The sequence below is a fragment of the Streptomyces sp. NBC_01803 genome, from assembly GCF_035917415.1.
Lineage (GTDB): Bacteria > Actinomycetota > Actinomycetes > Streptomycetales > Streptomycetaceae > Streptomyces.
Genome location: NZ_CP109073.1, coordinates 1,626,838 through 1,651,578, shown reverse-complemented (window position 1 = coordinate 1,651,578; position 24,741 = coordinate 1,626,838). Strand labels below are relative to the sequence as shown.

Genomic DNA, 24,741 nt, shown 5'->3' with positions numbered 1-24,741 from the left:
GTGCGCCGCCCCGTGCCCGGCGCCTTCCGGCGTGCCGGCGTTGCCGGCGTTCCGGCGAGCGCAGGCGGGCCGGGGCCGGGCTGACGCGGGCGCGGTCGCGGGCGCCGTCGCGGTCGCGGTCGCGGTCGCGGTCAAAGGCATAGAGCTGATCCAGGTCCAGCAGCAGCGGCGGCACCCGTGCGCCGACACGGGGCCGCGCGTCCGCGCCGGCCCGGAGCACCAGCCCGTCGGGGATCCCGGCGGGTCTGGCGCGTGGCGCGGGAGGGCTCTCCAGCGTGGGCCGTCGGCCGCCCGTCGCGTGACGGACCGGCTGAGCAGTCGGCCCGGCGGCCCGGCCGCGCCCGCGCCGGCCCGCCGCGGACAGCACCGGGGGACCGGCGGCCCGGGGGACTCCGGCCCCGCCACGTCCGCCGCCCGCGCCCCGACGCCCACGTGCGCCGGCGACTCGTGCCCCTGGAACCCGACGTGCCGCACCAGGCCGTTGAGCAGCGCCTCGGTGGGACGCGCGTCTGCTGCGGCGGGGCGATCCGGACGGCCTCCGACCGCACGCCCACGGTGATGTCCCGTCCCACCTGGCTCCGCGGCATCTGTGGTCGGCGCTGAGCGGGCCCGGCGGGATCCAGCCGGATGCCGCCGGGCGTGGGGCGTGGGGCGTGGGAGCGTGTCCGCCCGAGCGGCCCCGCGGGCGTGCGCCCTGCACTAGATTTGAACGCCGAGGCTTCAGTCAGCCGATGGCCTGATCAGGGGGCTTGGCACCGAATGAGCACCAACGGCGCGCGGGACGCGCGGGAGACACGCGAAGGCGGCCAGGCCGTCACGCGGCCCACAACCATGCCGCCGGCTCCCCGGCAGCCTCCGGAGGCCGAGGGCCCGCCCCTCGTGCGCTGGCTGCACACGCCACGCCCGGCCGCCGGGCCCGGCGTGTGGCGGGCCGGCCACGTGCCGAAGCCGCCCGAGGATCCGGACCGGCTCAGCGACCGCGAGCTGCACGGCGGCGCGATCCTGGCGCTGCTGGCCGGCTGGCTGGTCTGGTCCCTCTACGCCAACGGCTATATCCGCATGGTCATCTGGCCCCTGGACTGGCTCGGCCTGAAGTCCTGGGGCGCCTCCACCGGCGGCATCAGCGTGCTCTACGTCTACGAGCTGCTGTTCGGCTGCCTGCTGGCCTACCTCTTCGGCCGCGTCGGCAACGGGCCCATGCTGTGGCGGCGCTGGCGGCCGGCCGTGCTGCGCGCGGTGTGCGGGCGCGCCGACATCGAGCCGATGAGCCGCCGCGCGGTCCTCCGGGCCACCGCCGCCCTGGTCGCCGCGTACGCCGCCTGGCGGCTCAGCTTCCGCGGCGTGTGGGAGTTCTGGCTGAGGCCGCTCTACGCCATCGTGCCCGACTCCTGGTGGGAGGACGGCGACACCACCGCGTACACCGTCACCTACAACCTCTACTACCTTCTCTACACCGCCGCGCTGCTCGCCCTCTTCGGCCGGCTCGGCGGCTGGCGGGCCATCGCCCGCCGCTACCCGCTCGCCCCGCCCCACCGCCGCGGCGCGTCCGCGGCGCCGCAGCGGCGCGCCGAGCTGGCCCGGCTCACCGACTTCACCGAGCTGCGCGCGGCCGGCGCCGACGGCGCCGCGGACCGGCTGGCCGACGAGGTGCGCAGCGGGCGCATGGGCGACCTCGACTACGCCCGGATAACGCACGCCTGGCAGTCGGTCAGGGCCCGGCCCACCGCGCTGCCCGCGTTCACCGACGCCGTCCGCGCCCACGGCGCCGCCGCGTTCGTCCACCCGTCCGGCGACCGCGACCTGCCGGTCCGCGCCGCCCAGCACGACCTGCTCACCCGTCAGGTCCGCATTGGCCAGGGCGTGGACGAGGAGCGGAACCCGTACGAGTACCGGGGCGAGGACGTCGCCCTCGACCCCGCCGTGCTCGGCACCTCGCTGCTCACCGTCGGACCGCCCGGCTCCGGCAAGACCGGTCGCGTCATCCGGCCCGTGACCGAGGCGATGTGCCTGCACGCGCTGACCGGCCAGGCGGCCGTCGTCGCCGTCGGCACCGCCAGCAGCGCCCTGGGCCCGGACCACGCCTTCGACATCATCGTCCGCGTCGGCGACCCGGCCGGCACCCATCAACTCGACCTCTACGGCGGCGCCACCGACACCGACGAGGCCGCCACACTGGTGGCCGAGGCGCTGGTCGGCGGCTCGCGCACGGACCCGCGCGAGGCCGCGGCCGTCCTCGTCCAGCTCATCGGTCCCTACCAGGCGGCGTACGGCCGGCTGCCCGGCGTTCCCGAGCTGCGCGCCATGCTCGACGGCGCGCCCGCTCTGCTGGCCACCCTGCGCGAGGACCTGAGTCTGGCGGGCGCCATCGGCCAGGAACGCGAGCTGGACGCCAGGGCACGGCAGGCCCAGCGTCCCGACGACCTCGGCCCGCACCTGGCCGACCGCCTCGCCCTGCTGGACCGCGCCGGGTTCTCGCACACCGCCCGGCCGTTCTCGCTCAACTCCCTGGTCCACCCGCTGCGGGTGCGTGTCGACCTGCCCGCCACCGGGCACGCCGAGGCCGGCCGGATCATCACCCGGCTGCTGCTGGCCCAGTTCACCGCGGCGGTCACCGCGCGTCCGGACCGTTCCCTCTTCGCCTGCCTGGTGCTGGACGACGCCACCGCCGCCATCACCCCCGGCACGGTGCGCGGGCTGACGCACCTGCGCCCGGCCAACGCGGGGGCCGTGCTGTCGCTGCGCACCCTGGACGACGTTCCGGCCGAGCTGCGGGCCGGGCTGCTGGGCGCGGTCGGCTGCCGGATGGCCTTCTCCGGCATCACCACGTGGGACGCCGAGCACTTCGCACGGGCGTGGGGCACGGAGTGGCGGGAGGATCAGGACATCACCCGCACTCCTGACCGAAGTGGTGGTGTGATGAAGCGCACAGTGCGCGGAATCCGGAAGCTGTTCACCGGGCGCGACACGACCACCGAGTCCGTCACCGTGCGCCGGGTCGAACGGGAGCGCTGGTCGGCGTCCGAGCTGGCCCACCGTGTGCCGCCGCGGCACGCGGTGCTCTCCCTCACCAGCGTCTCCGGCGAGCCGGGACCGCCGGTCCTGGTGCGGCTCGGCTGAGGCCGGGACGCGACGACATGGCCGAGACGCACCGCATATGCCACGGGCGCCATCGGCCGCGTGACACCTCCGCTGTACCGTGAGGGGACGTGTCGTTCCGGCTCTTCCAAGGTGACTCATGCAGCCGACTCTCGCGACGCTCGTCCAGCACACAACGCTGAAGCTCGGCGTTCTCGCGGGCGAGGACCGGCTCGACGCCGAGGTGCGCTGGGCGCACGCGAGCGAGCTGGCCGATCCCGTGCCCTGGCTGGACGGCGGTGAGCTGCTGCTGGTCACCGGCCTCCAGCTGCCCGTGCACGACGAGGCGGAGATGCGCGCGTACGTCGCCCGTCTGGCCGCCGCCGGGGTCGTGGGGCTCGGATTCGGCGTCGGGGTGAACCATCCGGAGGTCCCGCCCGCGCTGCTGACCGCCGTCCGCGAGGCCGGGCTGCCGCTGCTCGAGGTGCCGCGCCGTACGCCGTTCATGGCCATCAGCAAGGCGGTCTCGGCCGCGATAGCCGCCGAGCAGTACCGCGCGGTCACGGCCGGGTTCGCGGCCCAGCGGGAGCTGACCTCGGCCGCGCTCTCCGCGGGCGGGCACGACGCCCTGCTGGAGCGGCTGGCGGTCCAGGTGGGCGGGTGGGCCGCGCTGTACGACCTGTCCGGTTCCGTCACCGCCGCCGCCCCCTGCTGGGCCGGACGGCGGGCCGCGAAGCTCGCCGCCGAGGTGCGGCGGCTGGCGGACCGGCCGGCGCCCTCCAGCGCCGTCTGCGCCACCGCCCCCGAGGACGACCGGGTCGAGCTCCAGTCGGTGGGCACCGGCACCCTGCCCCGGGCCGTGCTGGCCATCGGCACGGACGCGGCGCTCGGTACGGCGGAGCGGTACGCCGTGCAGTCCGCCGTCGCCGTCCTCACCCTGCTCACGGAGCGCTCCGGCGCGTACCGGGCGGCGGAGGCCAGGCTCGGCGGCGCGGTGCTGCGGATGCTGGTCAGCGGCGAGCCGGACCACGCCAGGGCCGTGGCCGGCCAGCTCTACGGCGGGCTGCTGGACGCGCCGCTGCGGGTGCTGGTCGCGGCGCCGGGCGGGGACGCCAAGGCGATGGAGACGCTGTCCACGACGGTGGAGGCGGCGGCGGCCCGCGCCGGGGAGTCGGTGCTGACGGCGGTGGACGGCGACGGGCTGGTGCTGGTCGCGGCCGACGGCGGCGCGGCGGTGGCGGCCTGCCTCGCCTACGCGCGGGAGGAGCCGCGCTCCCGGACCGAGGGTGGCCTCGCCCTGGGCATGTCCGCGACGACCGGCCTGTCCTCGGCCGACCGGGCGTACCAGCGGGCCAGGGAGGCCGCGCTGGTGGCGCGCAGGCGCGGGCGGACGCTGGTGGAGAGCGACGACGTGGGAGCCGGGTCGATGGTCACGCTGCTGGCGGACGACGCGGTGCGGGCCTTCGCGGACGGCATGCTGCGCGCGCTGCGCGAGCACGACGAACACGGCCGGGGCGACCTGGTCGCGTCCCTGCGCGCCTGGCTCGCCCGCCACGGCCAGTGGGACGCGGCGGCGGCCGACCTCGGAGTCCACCGCCACACGCTGCGCTACCGGATGCGGCGGGTGGAGGAGATCCTGGACCGCTCACTGGACGACCCGGACGTCCGGATGGAGCTGTGGCTGTCCCTGAAGGCGACCACCCCCGACCGCCCCGAATAGCCCCGCCCTTCGTCGGCCCGCGTGGTGCCGGGCGTGGCGGTGGTGCCGGGCGTGCGGGCCTGTCGGGCGTGCCGGGCCTGGGGCCGGCCCCCTCCCACCGGGGAAAGACCCGCCCACCCTCCCCGTGGGGGGCGGGTGGGCGGGGCGGAGTCAGGGGTCAGGCGCAGTACTGGGACTGTTTGCCGATGATCCGGTACACGCAGTCCGCGTATGCCAGCAGCGTCAGCACCGCCTCGCGGTTGCGGGCGGTCTCCCTGTCGATCACGCTGCCCGGTGGGTAGAAGCCGCCGCCCGAGCTGGAGACCGGGTACATCTCGAATGTGTACGAGAAGATCTTCTGACTGCCCCACATCCAGTCGCCGATCGAGCCGTCCGTGATGTACAGGTCGCTCGCCTGCTGCGGCGTGTACCCGTTCGTGTTCGCCATGGCCGTCCCCAGCGTCCGGAACGTGCTCGCGTCGTCCGCCGTCAGGCCGGTCGCGGTGTCCGCGTAGGTGTAGCCGTACGGCCACAGCACCAGCTCACCGTACGTGTGCCAGTCGATGTGCGCCGTGATCTGCTGCTCGCCGCCGATCACCCGGCCGCGCACGAAGTTGGCCACCACGCGCGTCTCCGGCGCCGATTCCGCCGCGGTGCCGCGGTAGGTGTCGCTGCTCGGCGAGCCGGAGGAGCCGCCGCAGCAGCCCCAGCGGTAGGCCCAGTTCCGGTTGAGGTCGGTGCCGATGTACGCGGAGCCGGTGTTGGGCTGCCGGTTCTTGCGCCAGTTCCGGAAGGCGCCGGACTCCTGGTCGTACACCTTGCCGTCCGGGTTCACCGAGGGGATGATCCAGATCTCCCGCGCGTTGACCAGTGAGGTGACCTCCGGATCGACGCCGTACTGGGTGGTCAGCTCCTCCAGCGTGTACAGCGCCATCTCGACGGTGAGGTGCTCGCGCGCGTGCTGGTTGGAGGTGAAGAGCACCTCGGGCTCGTTCTCGTCCACCGTCACGTTGTCGCTGATCTTCACGGCGACGATGTCGCGGCCCTGGTAGGTGCGGCCGATGACCTGGCTGGTGACCAGTCCCGGGTACTGCGAGCGCGCGGTGGAGACGGCGCTGAGCGTCTGGGCGTACGTGTGGTAGTCCGAGGGGGCCATGGCCCCCACGCCGCCGCGCTCGGCGGGGGCGGACAGCGCGGTGAGGTCGTAGCCCTGGGCGCGCAGGCGCCGGGCGTCCGCCTGGTCCGCGGTGATCACCACGGAGTCGGCGCGGACCTCGTCGATGGCGGTGCCGGTACGGGCCAGGACGGTTCTCTCATCCGCTGTCGAGACCCCGGTGACCTCGTACCGCGTCACGGAGGGGGCGGACGGGGGCGCGGCGGTGGCCTGGGTGTTCAGGGTCAGACCCAGGGCCAGGGTGAGAGTGGCGGCCACGGCGGCGGTAAGCCGTTTGCGGCCTCGGCGTATGCGCATCGCATCTCCTGGGGTGTCCAGTGCGACGGGTGGGGGTGAGCGAACATGCTCGCGAATATGGCATGCCCCGGTCAACACCGCCTCACCGGCCGACCCCGCCGGCCCGACCCCGCCGGAACGGCGCGCCGGGCCGGCCGACTCCGACAGGCCGGACAAGAACCCGCCCGGCCCCGACCGCCTACGGTGGAAGCGGGAAACGACATCTCTGGAAGGCGGCACCGCGATGACCCCAGCGACATCCCACCCGTTCTGGCTGGCCGGCCGGGCGGCGACCGGCGAGCGCGCCCTTGAGGTCACCTCGCCCTGGGGCGGCGGCACCGTCGGCACGGCCGGCGTGCCCACCCCCGCGCAGATCGAGGAGGCGGTCGCCGCGGCGGTGGCCGTGACCGACGAGTTCGCCGCCACCCCGGCGCACGCGCGGGCCGCGGCCCTCGACCACGTGGTGCGGCGCCTCGGGGAGCGCGCCGAGGAGATCGCCCGGCTGATCAGCGCGGAGAACGGAAAGCCCGTCAAATGGGCGCGCCTGGAGGTGTCCCGCTGCGTCTCCGTCTTCCGCTGGGCCGCCGACGAGGCCCGCCGCTTCAACAGCGGCTTGGCCCAGCGCCTGGACGCCGACGCGGGCGGCACCGGCCGGCTGGCGCTCACCCGCCGGTTCCCGTACGGCCCGGTGCTCGGCATCGCGCCGTTCAACTTCCCGCTCAACCTGTGCGCCCACAAGGTCGCCCCCGCCCTCGCGGCCGGCGTCCCGATCCTGCTCAAGCCCGCCCCGGCGACCCCGCTGAGCGCGCTGCTGCTCGGCGAGCTGCTGGCCGAGACCGATCTGCCCGCCGGTTCCTGGAGCGTGCTCCCGGTGCCCAACGACGCCATGCCGGCGCTGGTCCAGGACCCCCGGCTGCCGGTCATCTCGTTCACCGGCTCCGTCCCGGTCGGCTGGTCGATCCGCGAGGCGGTACCGCGCAAGCGCGTCACGCTGGAGCTCGGCGGCAACGGCGCGGCCGTCGTGCTGGCCGACTACGCCTCCGACGCCGACCTCGACCGGGCGGCGGGGCGCATCGCCACCTTCTCCAACTACCAGGGCGGCCAGTCCTGTATCTCCGTGCAGCGCGTCATCGCCGACGCGGCCGTCCACGACCGGCTGCTGCCCCGGATCGTCGCCGCCGTCGAGGCGCTCGTCACCGGCGACCCGTCCGACGACGCCACCGACGTCGGACCGCTGATCAGCGAGGACGCGGCGCGGCGCGTCGAATCCTGGGTGAACGAGGCGACGGCGGCCGGCGCCAAGGTGCTCACCGGCGGCACCCGGGACGGCGCGAGCTTCGCCCCGACGGTGCTGGAGGGCGTCCCGGCCGACGCGAAAGTCTCCTGCGACGAGGTCTTCGGACCGGTCCTGACGGTGACCAGGGTGGACGGCGAGGAGGCCGCGTTCGCCGCGGCCAACGACTCGGTCTTCGGTCTCCAGGCGGGCGTCTTCACGCACGACCTGCGGGCCGCCTTCCGCGCCCACCGGGCCCTGGAGGTCGGCGGCGTGGTGATCGGCGATGTCCCGACGTACCGGGCCGACCACATGCCGTACGGCGGCGTCAAGGACTCCGGCGTCGGGCGCGAGGGCGTGCGCTTCGCCATGGAGGACTACACCTACGAGCGCGTCATGGTGCTGACCGGGCTCGAACTCTGAGCGACCCGGCCGGCGAGGACGGCGCGGCGGATGCGGTATTCCGTCCGGCGCCGTCCCGTCGGCGTCCATACGCGACTCTCTGTGTCCGGGTATGTATCAAAGTGCTTCCGGTTCCGGTTGCCCGCTGCCGAGAATGGGTACATACGCGCCAGTAGTTCTCATCCGGGCGAGGTGAGCGACATGACCGTCTCCGAACGTGACGCCCGCCGGGTCGCCGAGGCCGCCAGGGACCAGGACTGGCACCGGCCGAGCTTCGCCAAGGAGCTCTTCCTCGGTCGCTTCCGGCTCGATCTGATCCATCCCCGGTCAGTCCCCGACGAGGACGCCGCCCGGGTGGGGGAACGATTCCTGGCCCGGCTCCGCGCGTTCTGCGTCACCGCCGTCGACGGCGCCGCCATCGAGCGGAAGGCCCGGGTCCCCGACGCGGTGGTCACCGGCCTGCGCGAGCTGGGCGCGTTCGGCATGAAGATCGCCCCCGAGTACGGCGGCCTCGGCCTGAGCCACGTCTACTACCACCGCGCCCTGGCGCTCGTCGCCTCCGCCAGTCCGGCGGTCGCCGCGATGCTCTCCGCCCACCAGTCCATCGGCGTCCCCCAGCCGGTGAAGCTGTTCGGCACCGACCACCAGAAGCGGACGTTCCTGCCGCGCTGCGCCGCCGGGGCGATCTCCGCGTTCTTGCTCACCGAGCCCGACGTCGGCTCCGACCCGGCCCGCCTGGCCACCACCGCCGTCCCCGACGGCGACGACTATGTGCTGGAGGGCGTGAAGCTCTGGACGACCAATGGCGTGATCGCCGAGCTGCTGGTCGTCATGGCCGACGTGCCGGGCCGCGGCGTCACCGCCTTCGTCGTCGAGGCCGACTCCCCGGGCATCACGGTCGAGCACCGCAACGCCTTCATGGGCCTGCGCGGCATCGAGAACGGCGTCACCCGCCTCCATCAGGTCCGTGTCCCCGCCGCGCACCGGATCGGCGCCGAGGGCGCCGGGCTGAAGATCGCCCTGACCACCCTCAACACCGGCCGTCTGTCCCTTCCCGCGATGTGCGTCGGGGCCGGCAAGTGGTCGCTGCGGATCGCCCGCGAGTGGTCCGAGACGCGCGTCCAGTGGGGCAAGCCCATCGCCGAGCACGAGGCGATCGGCGCCAAGCTCTCGTTCATCGCGGCCACCACGTTCGCCCTCGAAGCGGTGCTGGAGCTCTCCGGCGAGCTGGCCGACGAGGGCCGCCACGACATCCGGATCGAGGCCGCCCTCGCCAAGCTCTACGCCAGCGAGATGGCCTGGCGGATCGCCGACGACCTGGTGCAGATCCGCGGCGGCCGGGGCTTCGAGACCGCCGACTCCCTGGCGGCCCGGGGCGAGCGGGGTGTCCCCGCCGAGCAGCTCCTGCGCGACCTGCGGATCAACCGGGTCTTCGAGGGCTCGACGGAGATCATGCACCTGCTGATCGCCCGTGAGGCCGTCGACACCCATCTGAAGGTCGCCGGGGACCTCATCGACCCGGACGCCAGCTTCACCAGGAAGCGGAAGGCCGTCACCGCGGCTGGCGCGTTCTACCTCCGCTGGCTGCCGTCCCTCGCCACCGGGCGCGGCCATCTCCCGCTGGCCTACGGCGACTTCCACATCTCCCGGCACCCCGATCTCTCCGCCCACCTGCGCTGGGTCGAGCGCGCCTGCCGCCGGCTGGCCCGCGCCACCTTCTACGGGATGTCCCGCTGGCAGGGGCGGCTGGAGACCAGGCAGGTCTTCCTCGGCCGCGTCGTGGACATCGCCGCCGAGCTCTTCGCCATGGCCGCCGCCTGCGTCCACGCCGAGCGCCTGCGCGGCGGGTCGGAGCGCGGCCACGAGGCGTACGAGCTGGCGGACGCCTTCTGCGGCCAGGCCAGGCTGCGCGTGGACGACCTCTTCCACCACCTGTGGCGCAACACGGACGACGCCGACCGCCGGGTCGTCCGGGCCCTGCTGGACGGACGGCACACCTGGCTGGAGGAGGGCGTTCTCGACGCCTCCTCGGAAGGTCCCTGGATCGCCGAAAGCCTCCCCGGAGCCTCCCCGAAGAAGAACGTCCACCGCACGATCCGCTGACCGGTGGCCAAGGGGCCGCGCCGACGGGTCATGATGGGGGGATGACCGAAAGCCCCCTCTGTCTCGCCGACCCGCACCTGCGCTATCCGGCCCAGCCGCCGCCCGACGGGCCGAGGGAGGTGGTGATCCTCGGCTCGACCGGGTCGATCGGCACCCAGGCCGTCGACGTGGTCCTGCGCAATCCGGGGCTGTTCACCGTGACCGGGCTCTCCGCGGGCGGCGGGCGGGTCGATCTGCTGGCCGAGCAGGCGCACCGGCTCGGGGCGCGGACCGTGGCCGTCGCCCGGCCGGACCGGGCCGCCGCGCTGCGCGAGGCGCTGCGGGAGCGGTGCGGGGCCGGTGAGCCGCTGCCCGAGATCCTGGCCGGCCCCGACGCCGCCGCCGGGCTGGCGGCGAGCCCGTGCCACACCGTGCTCAACGGGATCACCGGCTCGATCGGCCTCGCCCCGACCCTGGCCGCCCTGGAGGCCGGCCGGGTGCTCGCACTGGCGAACAAGGAATCCCTGATCGTGGGCGGCCCGCTGGTCACCGGGCTCGCCAAGCCGGGCCAGATCATCCCGGTCGACTCCGAGCACTCCGCGCTCTTCCAGGCGCTCCTGGGCGGCACCCGCGCCGAGGTCGCCCGGCTGATCGTCACGGCGAGCGGCGGCCCGTTCCGGGGCAGGACCCGCGCCGAGCTGGCGGGCGTCACGCCCCGCGACGCGCTGGCCCACCCGACCTGGGACATGGGCCCGGTGATCACGATCAACTCCGCGACCCTGGTCAACAAGGGCCTGGAGGTCATCGAGGCGCACCTGCTGTACGGGATCCCGTTCGACCGCATCGAGGTCGTCGTCCACCCCCAGTCCTATGTGCACTCGATGGTCGAGTTCACCGACGGCTCGACCCTCGCCCAGGCGAGCCCGCCCGACATGCGCATGCCGATCGCGCTCGGCCTCGGCTGGCCGGAGCGGGTGCCCGCCGCGGCGGCGCCCGTGGACTGGTCGCGCGCGCACACGTGGGAATTCCTCCCGCTGGACACCGATGCCTTCCCCTCGGTGCCGCTCGCCCGGAAGGTGGGTAGCCTCGGCGGTACCGCGCCCGCGGTGTTCAACGCGGCCAACGAGGAGTGCGTGGACGCCTTCCTCGCCGGGCTGCTGCCGTTCACCGGGATCGTGGACACCGTCGCCCAGGTCGTCGAGGAGCGGGGCACCGCCCGCTCCGGAACCTCTCTGACCCTCTCGGACGTCCTGGAAGCGGAGGCCGGGGCGCGCAGGCGCGCCCGGGAGCTGGCCGGGACGGCCGGCGGAGCGAACCAGGAGATGACCGCATGACCGCCCTGATGTTCATCCTCGGCATACTCGTCTTCGCTCTCGGGCTCCTGTTCTCCATCGCCTGGCACGAGCTCGGACACTTCACGACCGCCCGCATGTTCGGCGTCCGTGTGCCGCAGTTCATGGTCGGCTTCGGCCCCACCGTCTGGTCGCGGAAGCGCGGCGAGACGGAGTTCGGCGTCAAGGCGGTGCCGCTCGGCGGCTACATCCGCATGATCGGGATGTTCCCGCCCGGCGACGACGGCAAGATCCGCAAGCGCTCCACCTCGCCGTTCCGCGGCCTGATCGAGGACGCCCGCGCCGCCGCCTACGAGGAGCTGCGGCCCGGGGACGAGAAGCGCCTGTTCTACACGCGCAAGCCGTGGCAGCGGATCATCGTCATGTTCGCCGGCCCCTTCCAGAACCTCATCCTCGCCGTGCTGATCTTCTTCGGCGTGCTGATGGGCTTCGGCATCAGCACCCAGACCACCACCGTCGCCACCGTCTCCGAGTGCGTCATCGCCCAGGACGAGGAGCCGCGCGACTGCCGGGACGGCGACACCCCCGCCCCCGCCGCGGCGGCCGGCCTGCTCCCGGGCGACACCATCGTGGCCTTCGGCGGTGAGCCGATCGACGAGTGGAGCACCCTCCAAAAGCGCATCCGCGAGACCACCGGCGAGGCCGTGATCACCGTCGAGCGCGAGGGCCGCACGCTGGACCTGCGCGCCGACCTCATCGAGAACCAGGTGGCCAAGACCGACGGCGACGGCGGCTATGTCGAGGGCGAGTACGTCACCGCCGGCTTCCTCGGCTTCTCGCCGGCCAGCGGCGTCGTCAAGCAGGACTTCCCGGAGGCCGTCGCCCGAATGGGTGACATCATGGCCGGCGGCGTCGAGGCGCTGGTGAACATCCCGTCCGAGATCCCCGGTCTGTGGGACGCCGCCCTCGGCAACGGCGAGCGCGAGCAGGACTCCCCGATGGGCGTGGTGGGCGCGGCCCGCGTCGGCGGCGAGATCTTCACCCTCGACATCCCGGCCAGCCAGCAGCTCGCCACCGCGCTCTTCCTGGTCGCGGGCTTCAACCTCTCGCTCTTCCTCTTCAACATGCTGCCGCTGCTCCCGCTGGACGGCGGGCACATCGCGGGCGCGGTCTGGGAGTCCCTCCGGCGCACCTACGCCAAGGTCACCAGGCGGCCCGACCCGGGCCCCTTCGACGTGGCCCAGCTCATGCCGGTGGCCTACGTCGTCGCCAGCGTCTTCGTCTGTTTCACTCTGTTGGTCCTCGCGGCGGACATTGTCAACCCGGTACGGCTGACGGGTTGAGGTGCCGTAGGCTCGGCCTGGGAAGCCCGCCCATTCCGGGCCCATGATCAGCACCGTGGGGTTGCACGCAGTCATGACAGCCATCTCGCTGGGAATTCCGTCCGTACCGGTCAAGCTGGCCGAGCGCCGAGCCAGCCGCCGGATCCAGGTCGGGTCCGTGCCCGTGGGCGGCGACGCCCCCGTCTCCGTGCAGTCGATGACGACCACCCGCACCTCGGACATCGGGGCCACGCTCCAGCAGATCGCGGAGCTGACCGCCTCCGGCTGTCAGATCGTGCGGGTGGCCGTCCCGACGCAGGACGACGCCGACGCGCTGCCGGTGATCGCGCGCAAGTCGCAGATCCCGGTCATCGCGGACATCCATTTCCAGCCGAAGTACGTTTTCGCGGCGATCGACGCCGGCTGCGCGGCTGTCCGCGTCAACCCGGGGAACATCAAGCAGTTCGACGACAAGGTCAAGGAGATCGCCGACGCGGCGGGCCGGGCGGGCACCCCGATCCGCATCGGCGTCAACGCCGGCTCCCTCGACAAGCGGCTGCTCGTCAAGTACGGCAAGGCCACCCCCGAGGCGCTGGTCGAGTCGGCGCTGTGGGAGTGCTCCCTGTTCGAGGAGCACGGTTTCCGCGACATCAAGATCTCGGTGAAGCACAACGACCCGGTCGTCATGGTCAACGCCTACCGCCTGCTGGCCGCCCGTTGCGACTACCCGCTGCACCTCGGCGTCACCGAGGCCGGCCCGGCCTTCCAGGGCACCATCAAGTCGGCCGTCGCCTTCGGCGCCCTGCTCAGCGAGGGCATCGGCGACACGATCCGGGTCTCGCTCTCCGCCCCGCCGGTGGAGGAGGTCAAGGTCGGCAACCAGATCCTGGAGTCCCTCGGCCTGCGCGAGCGCGGCCTGGAGATCGTCTCCTGCCCCTCCTGCGGCCGGGCCCAGGTCGACGTCTACAAGCTGGCCGAAGAGGTCACCGCCGGGCTCACCGGCATGGACGTGCCGCTGCGCGTCGCCGTGATGGGCTGCGTCGTCAACGGCCCGGGGGAGGCCCGCGAGGCCGACCTCGGCGTCGCCTCCGGCAACGGCAAGGGTCAGATCTTCGTCAAGGGCGAGGTCATCAAGACCGTCCCCGAGTCGAAGATCGTGGAGACCCTGATCGAGGAGGCCATGAAGCTGGCCGAGGGCATGGAGAAGGACGGCGTCGCCTCGGGCCGGCCCGAGGTCTCCGTGGGCTGAGCGGCCGGGCACGGTATCGTGCGGACACCCGTTCCGTACGTCCCCGATCGCAAGGTCTTGTGCCGTGCTGACCACGTCCACCACCCGGGTGCTCGGTCCCGCCGATCTCCGTGACGCCCTCGCCCTGCTCGGCGAGGACCCCGTGGCCAACGCCTTCGTCACCGCCCGGGTCCTCGCGTCCGGGCTCAGGCCCCCCTATCTGGGCGGCGAGATGTGGGGCTACTACCGCCGGGGACGCCTGACCTCGCTCGCCTACGCCGGGGCCAACCTGGTGCCGGTGCGCGCCGGACCCGCCGCCGTCCGCGCGTTCGCCGACCGCGCGCTGCGCGAGGGCCGCCGCTGCTCCTCCCTGGTCGGCCCCGCCGAGTCGACCGCCCGGCTCTGGGCCCATCTGGAGCCGCGCTGGGGCCCGGCCCGTCAGCTCCGCCCCTGCCAGCCGCTGCTGGCCACCCGCGCGATGCCGCCCGGCGTCACCCCCGACCCCCGGGTGCGCCGGGTCCGCAAGGACGAGATGGACCTGGTGCTGCCCGCGTCCGTCGCGATGTTCACCGAAGAGGTCGGCATCTCGCCCCTCGACGCCGAGGACGGCGGGTTGACGTACCAGGCGCGGGTCGCCGAGACCGTCGGCACCGGCCGCTGCTTCGCCCGCGTGGAGGACGGCCGGGTCGTCTTCAAGGCCGAGATCGGCGCGGTCACCCCGGACGCCTGCCAGCTCCAGGGCGTCTGGACCGCCCCGGACCTTCGCGGCCGGGGCCTGGCCACCGCGGGCCTGGCCACCGTCCTCAGGCACGCCCTGGCCGAGGCCGCGCCCGTCGTCAGTCTCTACGTCAACGACTTCAACGCGCCGGCCCTCACCGTCTACCGGCGCCTCGGCTTCACCAGGGTCGGGACCCTGATGAGCGTCCTCTTCTGATGCGCGGGTGATCATTCGCGGCACCGGGCGCGACTTCACCCGCCCGGCGCGTTAGCCTCCCGGCATGACACCATCCGCCGGCGGAGCCGCCCCGGACGCACGGGACATCGTCATCGCCCCTCTCGACCTCGCGACCTGGGTGGACGAGGCGCTGGCCGTGCAGGCGCAGGCATTCGGACTCGGTCCCGAGGAGGTCGCGGTCCGCCGCCACATCGTGCTGCGGCACCTCGCCAGTCCGGGGGCCCGCGCCCTCGGCGCCACCGACGGCACCGGACGGCTGGTGGGCTTCGTCTACGGCATGCCCAACGACCGCGCGCAGTGGTGGTCCACGGTCGTGGAGCCCTATCTGCGCCGCGCCGGGAACGAGTCCTGGCTGGACGACTCGTTCACCGTCACCGAGCTCCACGTGCTCCCGGCCTACCAGCACCGCGGCATAGGGCGCCGGCTCATCACCACCCTCGCCGACGGCGCCACCGAGCCTCGCTCGATCCTGTCGGCCATCGACACGGAGAGCCCCGCCCGCGCCCTGTACCGCAAGCTCGGCTACCAGGACCTGGCCCGCCGGGTCCTCTTCCCTTCCGCGCCGTCCCCGTACGCCGTGATGGGAGCGCCGCTGCCGCTGCGCCGCTGACCGCGCCGAGGGCTGGTCGTTCACGCGGGCTGGTCGTTCACGCGGGCTGGTCGTTCACGCGGGCTGGCCGTTCAGGTGGTCAGGTCGTGCAGGTGGTCAGGTCGTGCACGGGATCAGAGCCAGGAGGCGAACTCCAGCAGCGCCTCGCCGTCCTCGCGGCGGCCCGCGGCCAGGTCCTGCACGCCCGACGCCACGGCCCGGAACAGGGACCAGGCGCGCAGCCGCTCCGGGTCGACGTCCACCGATTCGGCCAGGCGCGTCACCCGCCGCCGGGTGAGCGCCGCCGCGCCGGGCGAGGCCACCAGGTCGTGCAGCCGGTCCGGGACCAGCCGCGCCAGGTCGTACGCCCGCTCGCCCACCAGCGGCTCCGGCCCCACCGCGAGCCACGGCGACCGCTCGGCGTCGGACGCCAGCACCGCGCCCTGCCGGAAGTCGCCGTGCAGGAGGAGCTCCTCCCTGGTGCCGGCCAGCAGCTCCGTCCGCAGCCGCAGCGCCTCCCCGGTCAGCGCGCGGGCCTCCGCCGGGCCGCCGGTCCGCAGCTTCGCCGCCCGCTCTCCGGTCCGCTCCGCGACCGAGGGGAACGGATGCCCCGCGCCCGGCTCCACCCACAGCCGCCGCACCGCCGAGACCGCCTCCAGCATCGCCTTGGCGTCCGGCAGCGCCCGCAGCGACGTCTCGCCGTGCACGCGCTCCAGCAGCAGCGCGCCGTCCTCCGGCGCCGCGCGCAGCAGCCGCACCGCGCCGTGGCCGTCCCAGTGGCGCAGCGCCGCCTCCTCCAGGGCGGCCGGCGCGGTGGGCGCGCAGATCTTCAGCGCCGCCGGGGCGCCGTCGGCGCGGCGCACCAGCACGGTCATGCTGGTCCTGCCACCGGGCGCGGCGACCCGTTCGGCGGTCAGCTCCCAGCGGCGCAACAGCCCGCCGACGAGGGCGGGCAGCGCGGCCAGCCAGCCGGCGGCTTCGGGCGGCTGCGCCCGGGTCAGCCGCCCGGGGGCCTCCAGGCTGATGGCGGAGGTCATTCGTCCGTGCCGCCTTCCTCCGCCCGGCCGCCACCGCCGGGGGCGTACTCGGCGAGCCCCGGGAACGGGTCAGGGAGCGCGCCGCGCCAGCGGGCCGCCCGGACCACCGTGTCGCGCATCGCCGCCGCGGCGTCGCGCCGCCGCTCGCCCCGCGCGGCCAGGACCAGGTCGGCGTAGGCGCCGGCCAGCCGCGTCTCCAGCTCGGCGGCCAGCTCCGCGGCGCCCGCGCTGTCCCCGACCTCGAACGGCAGCGCGTACGCCACATCGGCGGCCACCGGGGTGCCGCCCAGATCCCGCACGGTCCGGTGCAGCAGGTCGCGCCGCGCGCGGTGCGCGTCGTACGCCTCGGTGGCCTCGCCGCCGCGCTCGTCGCCGATCCGGGCTCCGACCACCCCGTAGCCGTAGACCGCGGCGTGCTCGGCGGCCAGCGCGGCCTGGGCGGCGTCCAGCTCTCCGGTGCTCTCCGTCATGGGCGCGCCTCGCTCAGCAGATAGGACTGGGCCGCTCCGGCCGCGGCGAGTGAGGCCAGCAGCCGGGCGAACTCCGGTGGGGCCTCGGCCAGATCGCGCAGCCGTTCGTCGGCGGTGTGCCGTTCGGCGTCGGCCAGCGCGGTGAGGGCCCGGTCCGGCTCCGCGGGCACCTCCGGCGTGGTTCCGGCCGCGCCGGGCGCGGCCGTCTCCGACTCGTTGAGCGTGGTGACGTGGGCGGCCACCGTGTCCCGGAACGCGGTCAGCGTGCCGGCCAGCGCGGGATGGGCCGAGACCGTCGCGTCGTAGCGCGCGAGCAGCGCCGTGCTGTCCCGGGCGGCCCGGCGGCGCAGCCCCTGGGGGGTGGCCGCGGCGGCTTGTCCGCCCTGGCCGGTGCCGTCGTCCCCGGACGTGCATCCGGCCGACGCGCCGAGGATGGCGCAGCAGGCCAGCAGAGAGCGTCTGGGTACACCGGAGGACATGGCTTCCCGCACTTCCCGTTCTCCCGGGGGACTGGCGCAGCGGACCGTTGGGCTGCGGGCGACTCCCGGCCGTGCCGGGGAGATCACCGCCCCGTGAGCGTACCCGTGCGGCGCGTCGATACCGGCCCCGCCCCGCCACCGGCGTGCCCGTCCGCGCCACCGGACCGGTCGGCGTACGGTGCCACAGGCATTAGGCTGTTGCGCGAGCGCCCGAACGCGCCGTCCCCACAACAGCAGACGCGGCCGAGGAGTCACCCGGATGAGCACCACCCAGATCGACAGGCTGCGGCAGTTGCTGGAGCCGCTCGCCGGGAAGCGGGGGATGGACCTGGAGGACGTGCGCGTCACCCCGGCCGGCCGCCGGCGGGTGCTCCAGGTGGTGGTGGACGCGGACGGCGGCGTGGGGCTGGACGCCTGCGCCGAGCTGAGCCGGGCGGCTTCCGAGGTGCTCGACGAGACGAACGTGATGGGCGCCGCCCCGTACGTGCTTGAGGTGACCTCGCCCGGCGCGGAGCGTCCGCTGACCGAGCCGCGGCACTACCGCCGGTCGGTGGGCCGCCTGGCCCGGATCCGGCTGGCGGAGGGCGGTGAGCTGACCGCCCGGATCATCGCGGTGGACGACGAGGGGCTTGATCTGGAGGTTCCGGGGGAGAAGGGCCGCAAGCCCACGGCCCGCCGGGTTGATTTCGCCGGGATCGCGGCCGCCCGGGTGGAAATCGAGTTCAGCCGCAAGCCCGCCGACGACGAGAGCCCGAAGGAGGCGTAGCCGTGGACATCGACATGGGGGCACTGAAGGGCCTCGTCCGGGAGAAGGAGATCTCCTTCGACGTACTGGTGGAGGCCATCGAGTCGGCCCTGCTGATCGCCTATCACCGCACCGAGGGCAGCCGCCGGCGGGCCCGGGTCGTGCTGGACCGCGCGAGCGGTCATGTGACGGTGTGGGCCAAGGAGGACCCGGAGGATCTCGCCGACGCCGAAGAGGCCGCCGAGCCACGGGAGTTCGACGACACCCCGCAGGGCTTCGGCCGGATCGCGGCGACCACGGCCAAGCAGGTCATCCTGCAGCGGCTGCGGGACGCCGAGGAGGACATCACCTTCGGCGAGTACGCGGGCCGCGAGGGCGACGTGGTGGCCGGCGTCGTGCAGCAGGGCCGGGACCCCAAGAGCGTGCTGGTGGACATCGGCAGGCTGGAGGCGATCCTGCCGCCGCAGGAGCAGGTGCCCGGCGAGGTGTACTCGCACGGATCGCGGCTGCGCTCGTACGTCGTGCGTGTGGTGAAGGGCCCGCGCGGCCCGTCCGTCACCCTGTCGCGGACCCACCCGAACCTGGTGCGGAAGCTGTTCGAGCTGGAGGTCCCCGAGATCGCCGACGGTTCGGTGGAGATCGCGGCGATCGCCCGGGAGGCCGGCCACCGCACCAAGATCGCGGTGCGTTCGCTGCGCCCGGGGCTGAACGCGAAGGGCGCCTGCATCGGCCCGATGGGCGGCCGGGTCCGCAGCGTGATGGCCGAGCTGCACGGCGAGAAGATCGACATCGTCGACTGGTCGGACGACCCGGCCGAGTTGGTGGCGAACGCGCTCAGCCCGGCCCGGGTCAACAAGGTGGACGTGGTCGACCAGGCGGCCAGGTCCGCCCGGGTGACCGTGCCGGACTATCAGCTGTCGCTGGCGATCGGCAAGGAAGGCCAGAACGCGCGGCTCGCGGCCCGGCTGACCGGCTGGCGGATCGATATCCGGCCGGACACCGAGCCGAGCGAGCGGCCCGGGGAGAGCGCGCCCCGCGGCGAATGATCTGATAGTGCCGTGGCACCACCGGGAATACCGGTGGTGGCCGCGCCGTTACCAGTTGCGTCGGTAGGGGGCCCGCCCCCTGGGGCCGCGCGCACGGGGAGGTAGAATCGTCAGTGTCTAGCCGGACGCGGGCTTCTGTCTGCCCGGAGCGCACCTGTGTGGGTTGCCGGCAGCGCTCAGCCCGAGACGGACTGCTGCGTGTGGCGCTGGTCGAGGGTCGCTGTGTCCCCGACCTTCGCGGTACGCTGCCCGGTCGGGGTGCGTATGTGCATCCCACGCCGGCCTGTCTGGAGCTGGCGGTGCGCCGTCGGGCGTTTCCCAGGGCCCTCAGGGTCCAGGGACCGCTCGACACCGGCGGGCTGCGGCGGGCGGTCGGCCAGGACGCAGCGCAAGAACCGTAAGAAACCGTAAGAAACGTCGTGCGGAAGGTCTCCGCGCGGTCAGGTACCTCGCGAGTCGGAAGTAGGTCGAGATTGCGATGAGCACTCGATGAGTACGCGATGAGTACGCCCATGAAGTAGCGAAGGTCCGGCGGACGACCGACCCCGGACCGTTAAAGGAGCGAAGTGGCTAAGGTCCGGGTATACGAGCTCGCCAAGGAGCTTGGAGTGGAGAGCAAGGTCGTCATGGCCAAGCTCCAAGAACTTGGTGAATTCGTCCGTTCGGCGTCCTCGACGATCGAGGCGCCAGTAGTGCGAAAGCTGACCGACGCGTTCAGCGGCAACGGCGGCAGGAAGGCCGCCAAGCCGGGTGTTCCCGGTGGCGCGCCCAGGCCGGGTGCCCCCAGGCCGGGCGCCATGTCCCCCCGGCCGCCCGCGCCCAAGCCGGGCGTAGCGGCCCCCAAGCCGAGTGGTGCGGCTCCCAAGCCGGCCACCCCCGGTGTCACGCCGAAGCCGGCCGTCAGGCCGGGTCCCGCGGCACCCGAGTTCACCCAGCCGACCAGTGCCGGCACCGGCACCGGCGAGACCGCGCCGCCGCGTTCGGGCGCGCCCAGGCCGGCCACCGGCGGCGGCCCGTCCGCCCCGGGCCCGCGTCCGGGCGCCAGGCCCGCGCCGGCCAAGCCGGCCGCCGCGGCGCCGAAGCCCGCGCCGGCCAAGCCCGCCGGATCCAAGCCGGCCGGCCGTCCGGCCGGTCCGCGTCCCGGCAACAACCCCTTCACGACCAGCGGTTCCACCGGCATGGCGCGCCCGCAGGCGGCGCCCCGTCCCGGCCCCGCGCCGCGTCCGGCCGGCGGCCCCGGCCAAGGCGGTCCGCGTCCCGGCGGGCAGGACCGTCCCGGTCCGCGCCCGCAGGCGCCCGGTGGCGGCCGTGCCGCCACCCCGGGCAACATGCCGCGTCCGCAGGGCGCGGCCCCCGGCGGTGCGCGTCCGGGCCCGGGCGGTAGCCGTCCGAACCCGGGCATGATGCCGCAGCGGCCCTCCGCGGCCGGCCGTCCCGGTGGCGGTCCCGGTGGCCCCGGCGCCCGTCCGGGTGGCGGTGGCGGCGGTGCGCGTCCGGGTGGCGGTGGCGGCGGCTTCGCCGGCCGCGGCCCGCGTCCCGGTGGCGGCGGTGGCGGCGGCGGCTTCGCCGGCGGCGGTGGCCGTCCCGGCACCGGCACCCGTCCGGGTGGCGGCGGCTTCGGCGGCGGCGGTGGCCGTCCCGGTGGTGGCGGCGGCTTCGGCGGCGGCCCGGGCGGCGGTGGCCGTCCCGGCGGTCCCGGTGGCCGTGGCGGTACGCAGGGCGCGTTCGGCCGTCCCGGCGGTCCGGCCCGGCGTGGCCGGAAGTCGAAGCGGCAGCGGCGCCAGGAGTACGAGGCCATGCAGGCCCCGTCCATCGGCGGTGTGATGCTGCCGCGCGGCAAGGGCGAGACGATCCGTCTCTCCCGTGGCGCCTCCCTGACCGACTTCGCGGAGAAGATCAACGCCAACCCCGCGTCCCTGGTCCAGGTCATGTTCAACCTGGGCGAGATGGTCACCGCGACCCAGTCGGTCTCGGACGAGACGCTGCAGCTCCTCGCCGACGAGATGAACTACACCATTCAGATCGTCAGCCCGGAGGAGGAGGACCGCGAGCTGCTCGAGTCCTTCGACATCGAGTTCGGCGAGGACGAGGGCGGCGAGGAGGCCCTGGTCTCCAGGCCGCCGGTCGTCACCGTCATGGGCCACGTCGACCACGGCAAGACCCGCCTGCTGGACGCGATCCGCAAGACCAACGTCATCGAGGGCGAGGCCGGCGGCATCACCCAGCACATCGGTGCCTACCAGGTCTCGACCGAGGTCAACGGCGAGGACCGGGCGATCACGTTCATCGACACCCCGGGCCACGAGGCGTTCACCGCCATGCGTGCCCGCGGTGCCAAGTCGACGGACATCGCGATCCTCGTGGTCGCGGCCAACGACGGCGTGATGCCGCAGACGGTCGAGGCGCTCAACCACGCCAAGGCCGCCGACGTGCCGATCGTCGTCGCCGTCAACAAGATCGACGTCGAGGGCGCCGACCCGGTCAAGGTGCGCGGCCAGCTCACCGAGTTCGGGCTGGTGGCGGAGGAGTACGGCGGCGACACCATGTTCGTCGACATCTCCGCGCGCCAGGGGACGAACATCGACGGGCTGCTGGAAGCCGTCATCCTGACCGCCGACGCCTCGCTCGACCTGCGGGCCAACCCGAAGCAGGACGCCCAGGGCATCGCGATCGAGGCACACCTCGACCGGGGCCGGGGCGCCGTGGCCACCGTGCTCGTCCAGCGCGGCACACTGCGGGTCGGCGACACGATGGTGGTGGGCGACGCCCACGGCCGCGTCCGGGCGATGCTCGACGACGCGGGCCGGAGCCTCGCCGAGGCCGGGCCGTCGACGCCCGTCCTGGTGCAGGGTCTGACCAACGTGCCGGGTGCCGGGGACAACTTCCTGGTGGTCGGTGAGGACCGCACCGCGCGGCAGATCGCAGAGAAGCGTGCCGCCCGCGAGCGGAACGCGGCGTTCGCCAAGCGCACCCGCAGGGTCTCTCTGGAGGACCTGGACAAGGTGCTCAAGGCGGGCGAGATCCAGCAGCTCAACCTCATCATCAAGGGCGACGCCTCCGGTTCGGTCGAGGCCCTGGAGTCCTCGCTGCTCCAGCTCGACGTCGGCGAGGGTGTGGACCTGCGGGTCCTGCACCGGGGTGTCGGCGCGGTCACCGAGACCGACATCGACCTCGCGGCCGGCTCCAACGCCATCGTCATGGGCTTCAACGTGCGCGCCGAGGGGCGTGCCACGCAGGCGGCCGAACGCGAGGGTGTGGACGTCCGGTACTACTCGGTCATCTACCAGGCGATCGAGGAGATCGAGGCGGCCCTGAAGGGCCTGCTGAAGCCGGAGTACGAGGAGGTCGAGCTCGGCACGGCGGAGATTCGCGAGGTCTTCCGCTCGTCCAAGCTGGGCAACATCGCGGGTGTCCTCATCCGCTCGGGCGAGGTCAGGCGGAACAGCAAGGCCCGCCTGGTCCGCGACGGCAAGGTCGTCGCGGAGAACCTCAACATCGAGGGTCTGCGCCGCTTCAAGGACGACGTCACCGAGATCAGGGAAGGGTTCGAGGGCGGTATCAACCTCGGGAACTTCAACGACATCAAGGTCGACGACGTCATCGCGACGTACGAGATGCGGGAGAAGCCCCGCGCGTGACACAGCCGGCCGGGGCCGGTCGGCCGGAGGATTCTCCGTCGATCGGCCCCGGCCGTTCCCGTTACGATCACCGCCATGTATACCGGGACGTTGTCCTTCGACCTGCTGCTCGGCGATGTTCACTCGCTGAAGCAGAAGCGCTCCGTGGTACGGCCGATCGTGGCGGAACTGCGCCGCGCTTACGCGGTGAGCGCCGCCGAGGTGGGCGACCAGGATCTCCACCGCCGGGCTGAGATCGGTCTGGCCGTGGTCTCCGGGGACGCCGCGCATCTCACCGACGTTCTCGACAGGTGTGAGCGGTGGGTGGCCGCCCGCCCCGAGGTTGAGCTGCTGTCGGTGCGGCGGCGGATCCACGGTGACGACGACGAGTAGCAGTCGAGTAGCACCACCAAGAGCACCACAGAGCAAGGAGACGGACCAGTGGCCGACAAGGCGCGGGCCAAGAGGCTGGCGGACCTCATCCGTGAGGTGGTGGCCGAGAAGCTGCACCGGGACATCAAGGACCCGAGGCTGGGCACGAGGGTCACCATCACCGACACCCGGGTCACCGGGGATCTGCGGGAGGCGACCGTCTTCTACACGGTGTACGGCGACGAGGCCGACCGCGAGGAGGTGGCCGCCGGGCTGCGCAGCGCCAAGGGCGTGCTGCGCTCGGCGGTCGGCGCGGCGGCGGGCGTGAAGCACACGCCCAGCCTTGAGTTCGTCCCGGACGCGCTGCCCGAGACCACGCGCAACCTGGACGATCTGTTCGTGCGGGCGAGGGAGCGTGACGAGCAGGTGCGGCGGGCCTCGGCGGGCGCCGAGTACGCGGCCGGCGCCGATCCGTACGTCAAGGACGACGAGGATGCCGGGGATGCCGGGGACGCCGGGGATGACGAGGAGGGCGAGGCCGCCGACAGGGCCGGGGGAGCCGTCGCCGCCCCCGACGGCACGCTGGGCGACGCGGCGGACGAGGACTGACCTTCTGATGAGCCGTAGCACCGCCGAGCGCCGCGCGGACGGTCCGGACGGGCTGGTCGTGGTCGACAAGCCCGCCGGGTTCACCTCGCACGACGTGGTCGCCGTCATGCGGGGCATCGCCCGCACCCGCCGGGTCGGGCACGCCGGGACGCTGGACCCGATGGCCACCGGCGTTCTCCTGCTCGGCCTGGGCAAGGCCACCCGGCTGCTGGGCCACCTGGCGCTGACGGAGAAGGAGTACACCGGAACCATCCGGCTCGGCCAGGCCACCGTGACCGATGACGCCGAGGGCGAGGTCACCGCGCGCGCCGGGGCCGCGGGCGTGGACCGAGTCGCCCTCGACGCCGGGGTGGCCGCGCTGACCGGTGACATCCTGCAGATCCCGGCCAAGGTCAGCGCGGTGAAGATCGACGGCGAGCGCTCTTACCGGCGGGTGCTGGCGGGCGAGGACGTGGAGCTCCCGGCCCGGCCGGTCACCGTCCGCTCGTTCACCGCGCACGAGGTCACCGAGCTGATCGCCGGGGACGGCACCGTCGTCACCGACCTGGCGGTGTCCGTCGTCTGCTCGTCCGGCACCTATATCCGGGCCCTGGCCCGCGATCTGGGCGCCGCGCTGGGCACCGGCGGGCATCTGACGGCGCTGCGCCGCACCCGCGTCGGCCCGTACCTGCTCGACGCCGCCCGCACCCTGGACGAGCTGCGGGCGGAGCCGTCCGTGCTGCCCCTCGGCGCGGCGGCGGCAGCGGCGTTCCCCCGCTGGGACGTGGACGGCCGGCAGGCCGAGCTGCTCGGCAACGGCGCCCGGATCACCACCCCCGAGCTGCCCGCCGGACCGGTCGCCGTCTTCGGGCCCGAAGACCGTTTCATCGCACTGATCGAGGCGTCGGGAGAGCGCTCGAAGAGCCTCGCCGTCTTCACCTGAACGAGTGGCCAACGGGCATTCCCGCTGAATCCGGCCGCTTCCGGGGCAGAACCCTGTTCCACGCCGGAGGCTTCGGG

The 24,741-nt window shown here is 73.9% G+C and carries 20 protein-coding genes; 16 read left to right on the top strand and 4 right to left on the bottom strand.

Annotated elements, in window-relative coordinates; translation table 11 throughout:
* Positions 1-759 precede the first annotated feature (759 nt).
* A complete protein-coding gene (locus OIE51_RS06865; protein ID WP_326596261.1) occupies positions 760-3,117 on the top strand; it encodes an ATP-binding protein in 2,358 nt (785 codons plus the stop codon).
* 118 nt (positions 3,118-3,235) lie between these two features.
* Entirely contained in the window at positions 3,236-4,795 is a 1,560-nt protein-coding gene (locus tag OIE51_RS06860) for a PucR family transcriptional regulator ligand-binding domain-containing protein (RefSeq protein ID WP_326596260.1), read from the top strand.
* A gap of 157 nt (positions 4,796-4,952) precedes the next feature.
* Here OIE51_RS06860 and OIE51_RS06855 read toward each other — a convergent pair whose 3' ends face one another.
* The gene (locus OIE51_RS06855) at positions 4,953-6,245 is read right to left on the bottom strand and encodes a M14 family metallopeptidase (RefSeq protein ID WP_326596259.1); all 1,293 of its coding nucleotides are present in this window, start codon (positions 6,243-6,245) and stop codon (positions 4,953-4,955) included.
* A gap of 223 nt (positions 6,246-6,468) precedes the next feature.
* Here OIE51_RS06855 and OIE51_RS06850 point away from each other — a divergent pair, with 223 nt between their 5' ends.
* From OIE51_RS06850 to OIE51_RS06820, 7 genes are all read left to right on the top strand, one after another.
* On the top strand, positions 6,469-7,920 hold the full coding sequence (locus OIE51_RS06850) for an aldehyde dehydrogenase family protein (RefSeq protein ID WP_326596258.1): 1,452 nt from the start codon (positions 6,469-6,471) through the stop codon (positions 7,918-7,920).
* Between the two features lie 180 nt (positions 7,921-8,100).
* Positions 8,101-10,002, top strand: a complete 1,902-nt coding sequence (locus tag OIE51_RS06845) for an acyl-CoA dehydrogenase family protein (protein WP_326596257.1) — start codon at positions 8,101-8,103, stop codon at positions 10,000-10,002.
* Between the two features lie 41 nt (positions 10,003-10,043).
* Positions 10,044-11,315 carry a 1-deoxy-D-xylulose-5-phosphate reductoisomerase gene (gene dxr, locus OIE51_RS06840; RefSeq protein WP_326596256.1) on the top strand — a complete coding sequence of 424 codons (1,272 nt, stop codon included), beginning with the start codon at positions 10,044-10,046 and terminating at the stop codon, positions 11,313-11,315.
* Positions 11,312-12,616 carry a M50 family metallopeptidase gene (locus OIE51_RS06835; RefSeq protein WP_326596255.1) on the top strand — a complete coding sequence of 435 codons (1,305 nt, stop codon included), beginning with the start codon at positions 11,312-11,314 and terminating at the stop codon, positions 12,614-12,616. Before dxr ends, OIE51_RS06835 begins: the two co-directional genes overlap by 4 nt.
* 73 nt (positions 12,617-12,689) lie before the next feature.
* Positions 12,690-13,844, top strand: coding sequence for a flavodoxin-dependent (E)-4-hydroxy-3-methylbut-2-enyl-diphosphate synthase (gene ispG / locus OIE51_RS06830; protein WP_326600529.1), 1,155 nt, complete (start codon positions 12,690-12,692; stop codon positions 13,842-13,844).
* Between the two features lie 64 nt (positions 13,845-13,908).
* On the top strand, positions 13,909-14,757 hold the full coding sequence (locus tag OIE51_RS06825) for a GNAT family N-acetyltransferase (protein ID WP_326596254.1): 849 nt from the start codon (positions 13,909-13,911) through the stop codon (positions 14,755-14,757).
* A gap of 64 nt (positions 14,758-14,821) precedes the next feature.
* Positions 14,822-15,388, top strand: a complete 567-nt coding sequence (locus OIE51_RS06820; RefSeq protein ID WP_326596253.1) for a GNAT family N-acetyltransferase — start codon at positions 14,822-14,824, stop codon at positions 15,386-15,388.
* Between the two features lie 113 nt (positions 15,389-15,501).
* On the opposite strand, the gene OIE51_RS06815 is transcribed toward OIE51_RS06820, so the two are convergent.
* From OIE51_RS06815 to OIE51_RS06805, 3 genes are read right to left on the bottom strand one after another with little or no spacing between them, the layout of a single operon-like run.
* Entirely contained in the window at positions 15,502-16,404 is a 903-nt protein-coding gene (locus tag OIE51_RS06815; protein ID WP_326596252.1) for an aminoglycoside phosphotransferase family protein, read from the bottom strand.
* Positions 16,401-16,874: a ferritin-like domain-containing protein gene (locus OIE51_RS06810; RefSeq protein ID WP_326596251.1), complete on the bottom strand. Its 474-nt coding sequence runs from the start codon at positions 16,872-16,874 to the stop codon at positions 16,401-16,403. The genes OIE51_RS06815 and OIE51_RS06810 overlap by 4 nt, the downstream gene beginning before the upstream one ends.
* Positions 16,871-17,353 carry a hypothetical protein gene (locus tag OIE51_RS06805; protein WP_326596250.1) on the bottom strand — a complete coding sequence of 161 codons (483 nt, stop codon included), beginning with the start codon at positions 17,351-17,353 and terminating at the stop codon, positions 16,871-16,873. Before OIE51_RS06805 ends, OIE51_RS06810 begins: the two co-directional genes overlap by 4 nt.
* A 259-nt stretch (positions 17,354-17,612) precedes the next feature.
* Here OIE51_RS06805 and rimP point away from each other — a divergent pair, with 259 nt between their 5' ends.
* From rimP to truB, 7 genes are all read left to right on the top strand, one after another.
* On the top strand, positions 17,613-18,119 hold the full coding sequence (gene rimP / locus OIE51_RS06800; RefSeq protein WP_326596249.1) for a ribosome maturation factor RimP: 507 nt from the start codon (positions 17,613-17,615) through the stop codon (positions 18,117-18,119).
* A 2-nt stretch (positions 18,120-18,121) separates the two neighbouring features.
* Complete coding sequence (gene nusA / locus OIE51_RS06795) at positions 18,122-19,144, top strand: transcription termination factor NusA (RefSeq protein ID WP_326596248.1); 1,023 nt, start codon at positions 18,122-18,124, stop codon at positions 19,142-19,144.
* A gap of 113 nt (positions 19,145-19,257) precedes the next feature.
* Positions 19,258-19,545 carry a YlxR family protein gene (locus OIE51_RS06790; protein ID WP_326596247.1) on the top strand — a complete coding sequence of 96 codons (288 nt, stop codon included), beginning with the start codon at positions 19,258-19,260 and terminating at the stop codon, positions 19,543-19,545.
* Between the two features lie 165 nt (positions 19,546-19,710).
* Complete coding sequence (gene infB, locus OIE51_RS06785) at positions 19,711-22,782, top strand: translation initiation factor IF-2 (RefSeq protein ID WP_326596246.1); 3,072 nt, start codon at positions 19,711-19,713, stop codon at positions 22,780-22,782.
* 75 nt (positions 22,783-22,857) lie between these two features.
* Positions 22,858-23,154, top strand: a complete 297-nt coding sequence (locus tag OIE51_RS06780) for a DUF503 domain-containing protein (RefSeq protein WP_326596245.1) — start codon at positions 22,858-22,860, stop codon at positions 23,152-23,154.
* Positions 23,155-23,202: 48 nt separating this feature from the next.
* The gene (gene rbfA / locus OIE51_RS06775; RefSeq protein ID WP_326596244.1) at positions 23,203-23,742 is read left to right on the top strand and encodes a 30S ribosome-binding factor RbfA; all 540 of its coding nucleotides are present in this window, start codon (positions 23,203-23,205) and stop codon (positions 23,740-23,742) included.
* Positions 23,743-23,749: 7 nt separating this feature from the next.
* Positions 23,750-24,664, top strand: a complete 915-nt coding sequence (gene truB / locus OIE51_RS06770) for a tRNA pseudouridine(55) synthase TruB (RefSeq protein WP_326596243.1) — start codon at positions 23,750-23,752, stop codon at positions 24,662-24,664.
* The last annotated feature ends 77 nt before the right edge of the window (positions 24,665-24,741 follow it).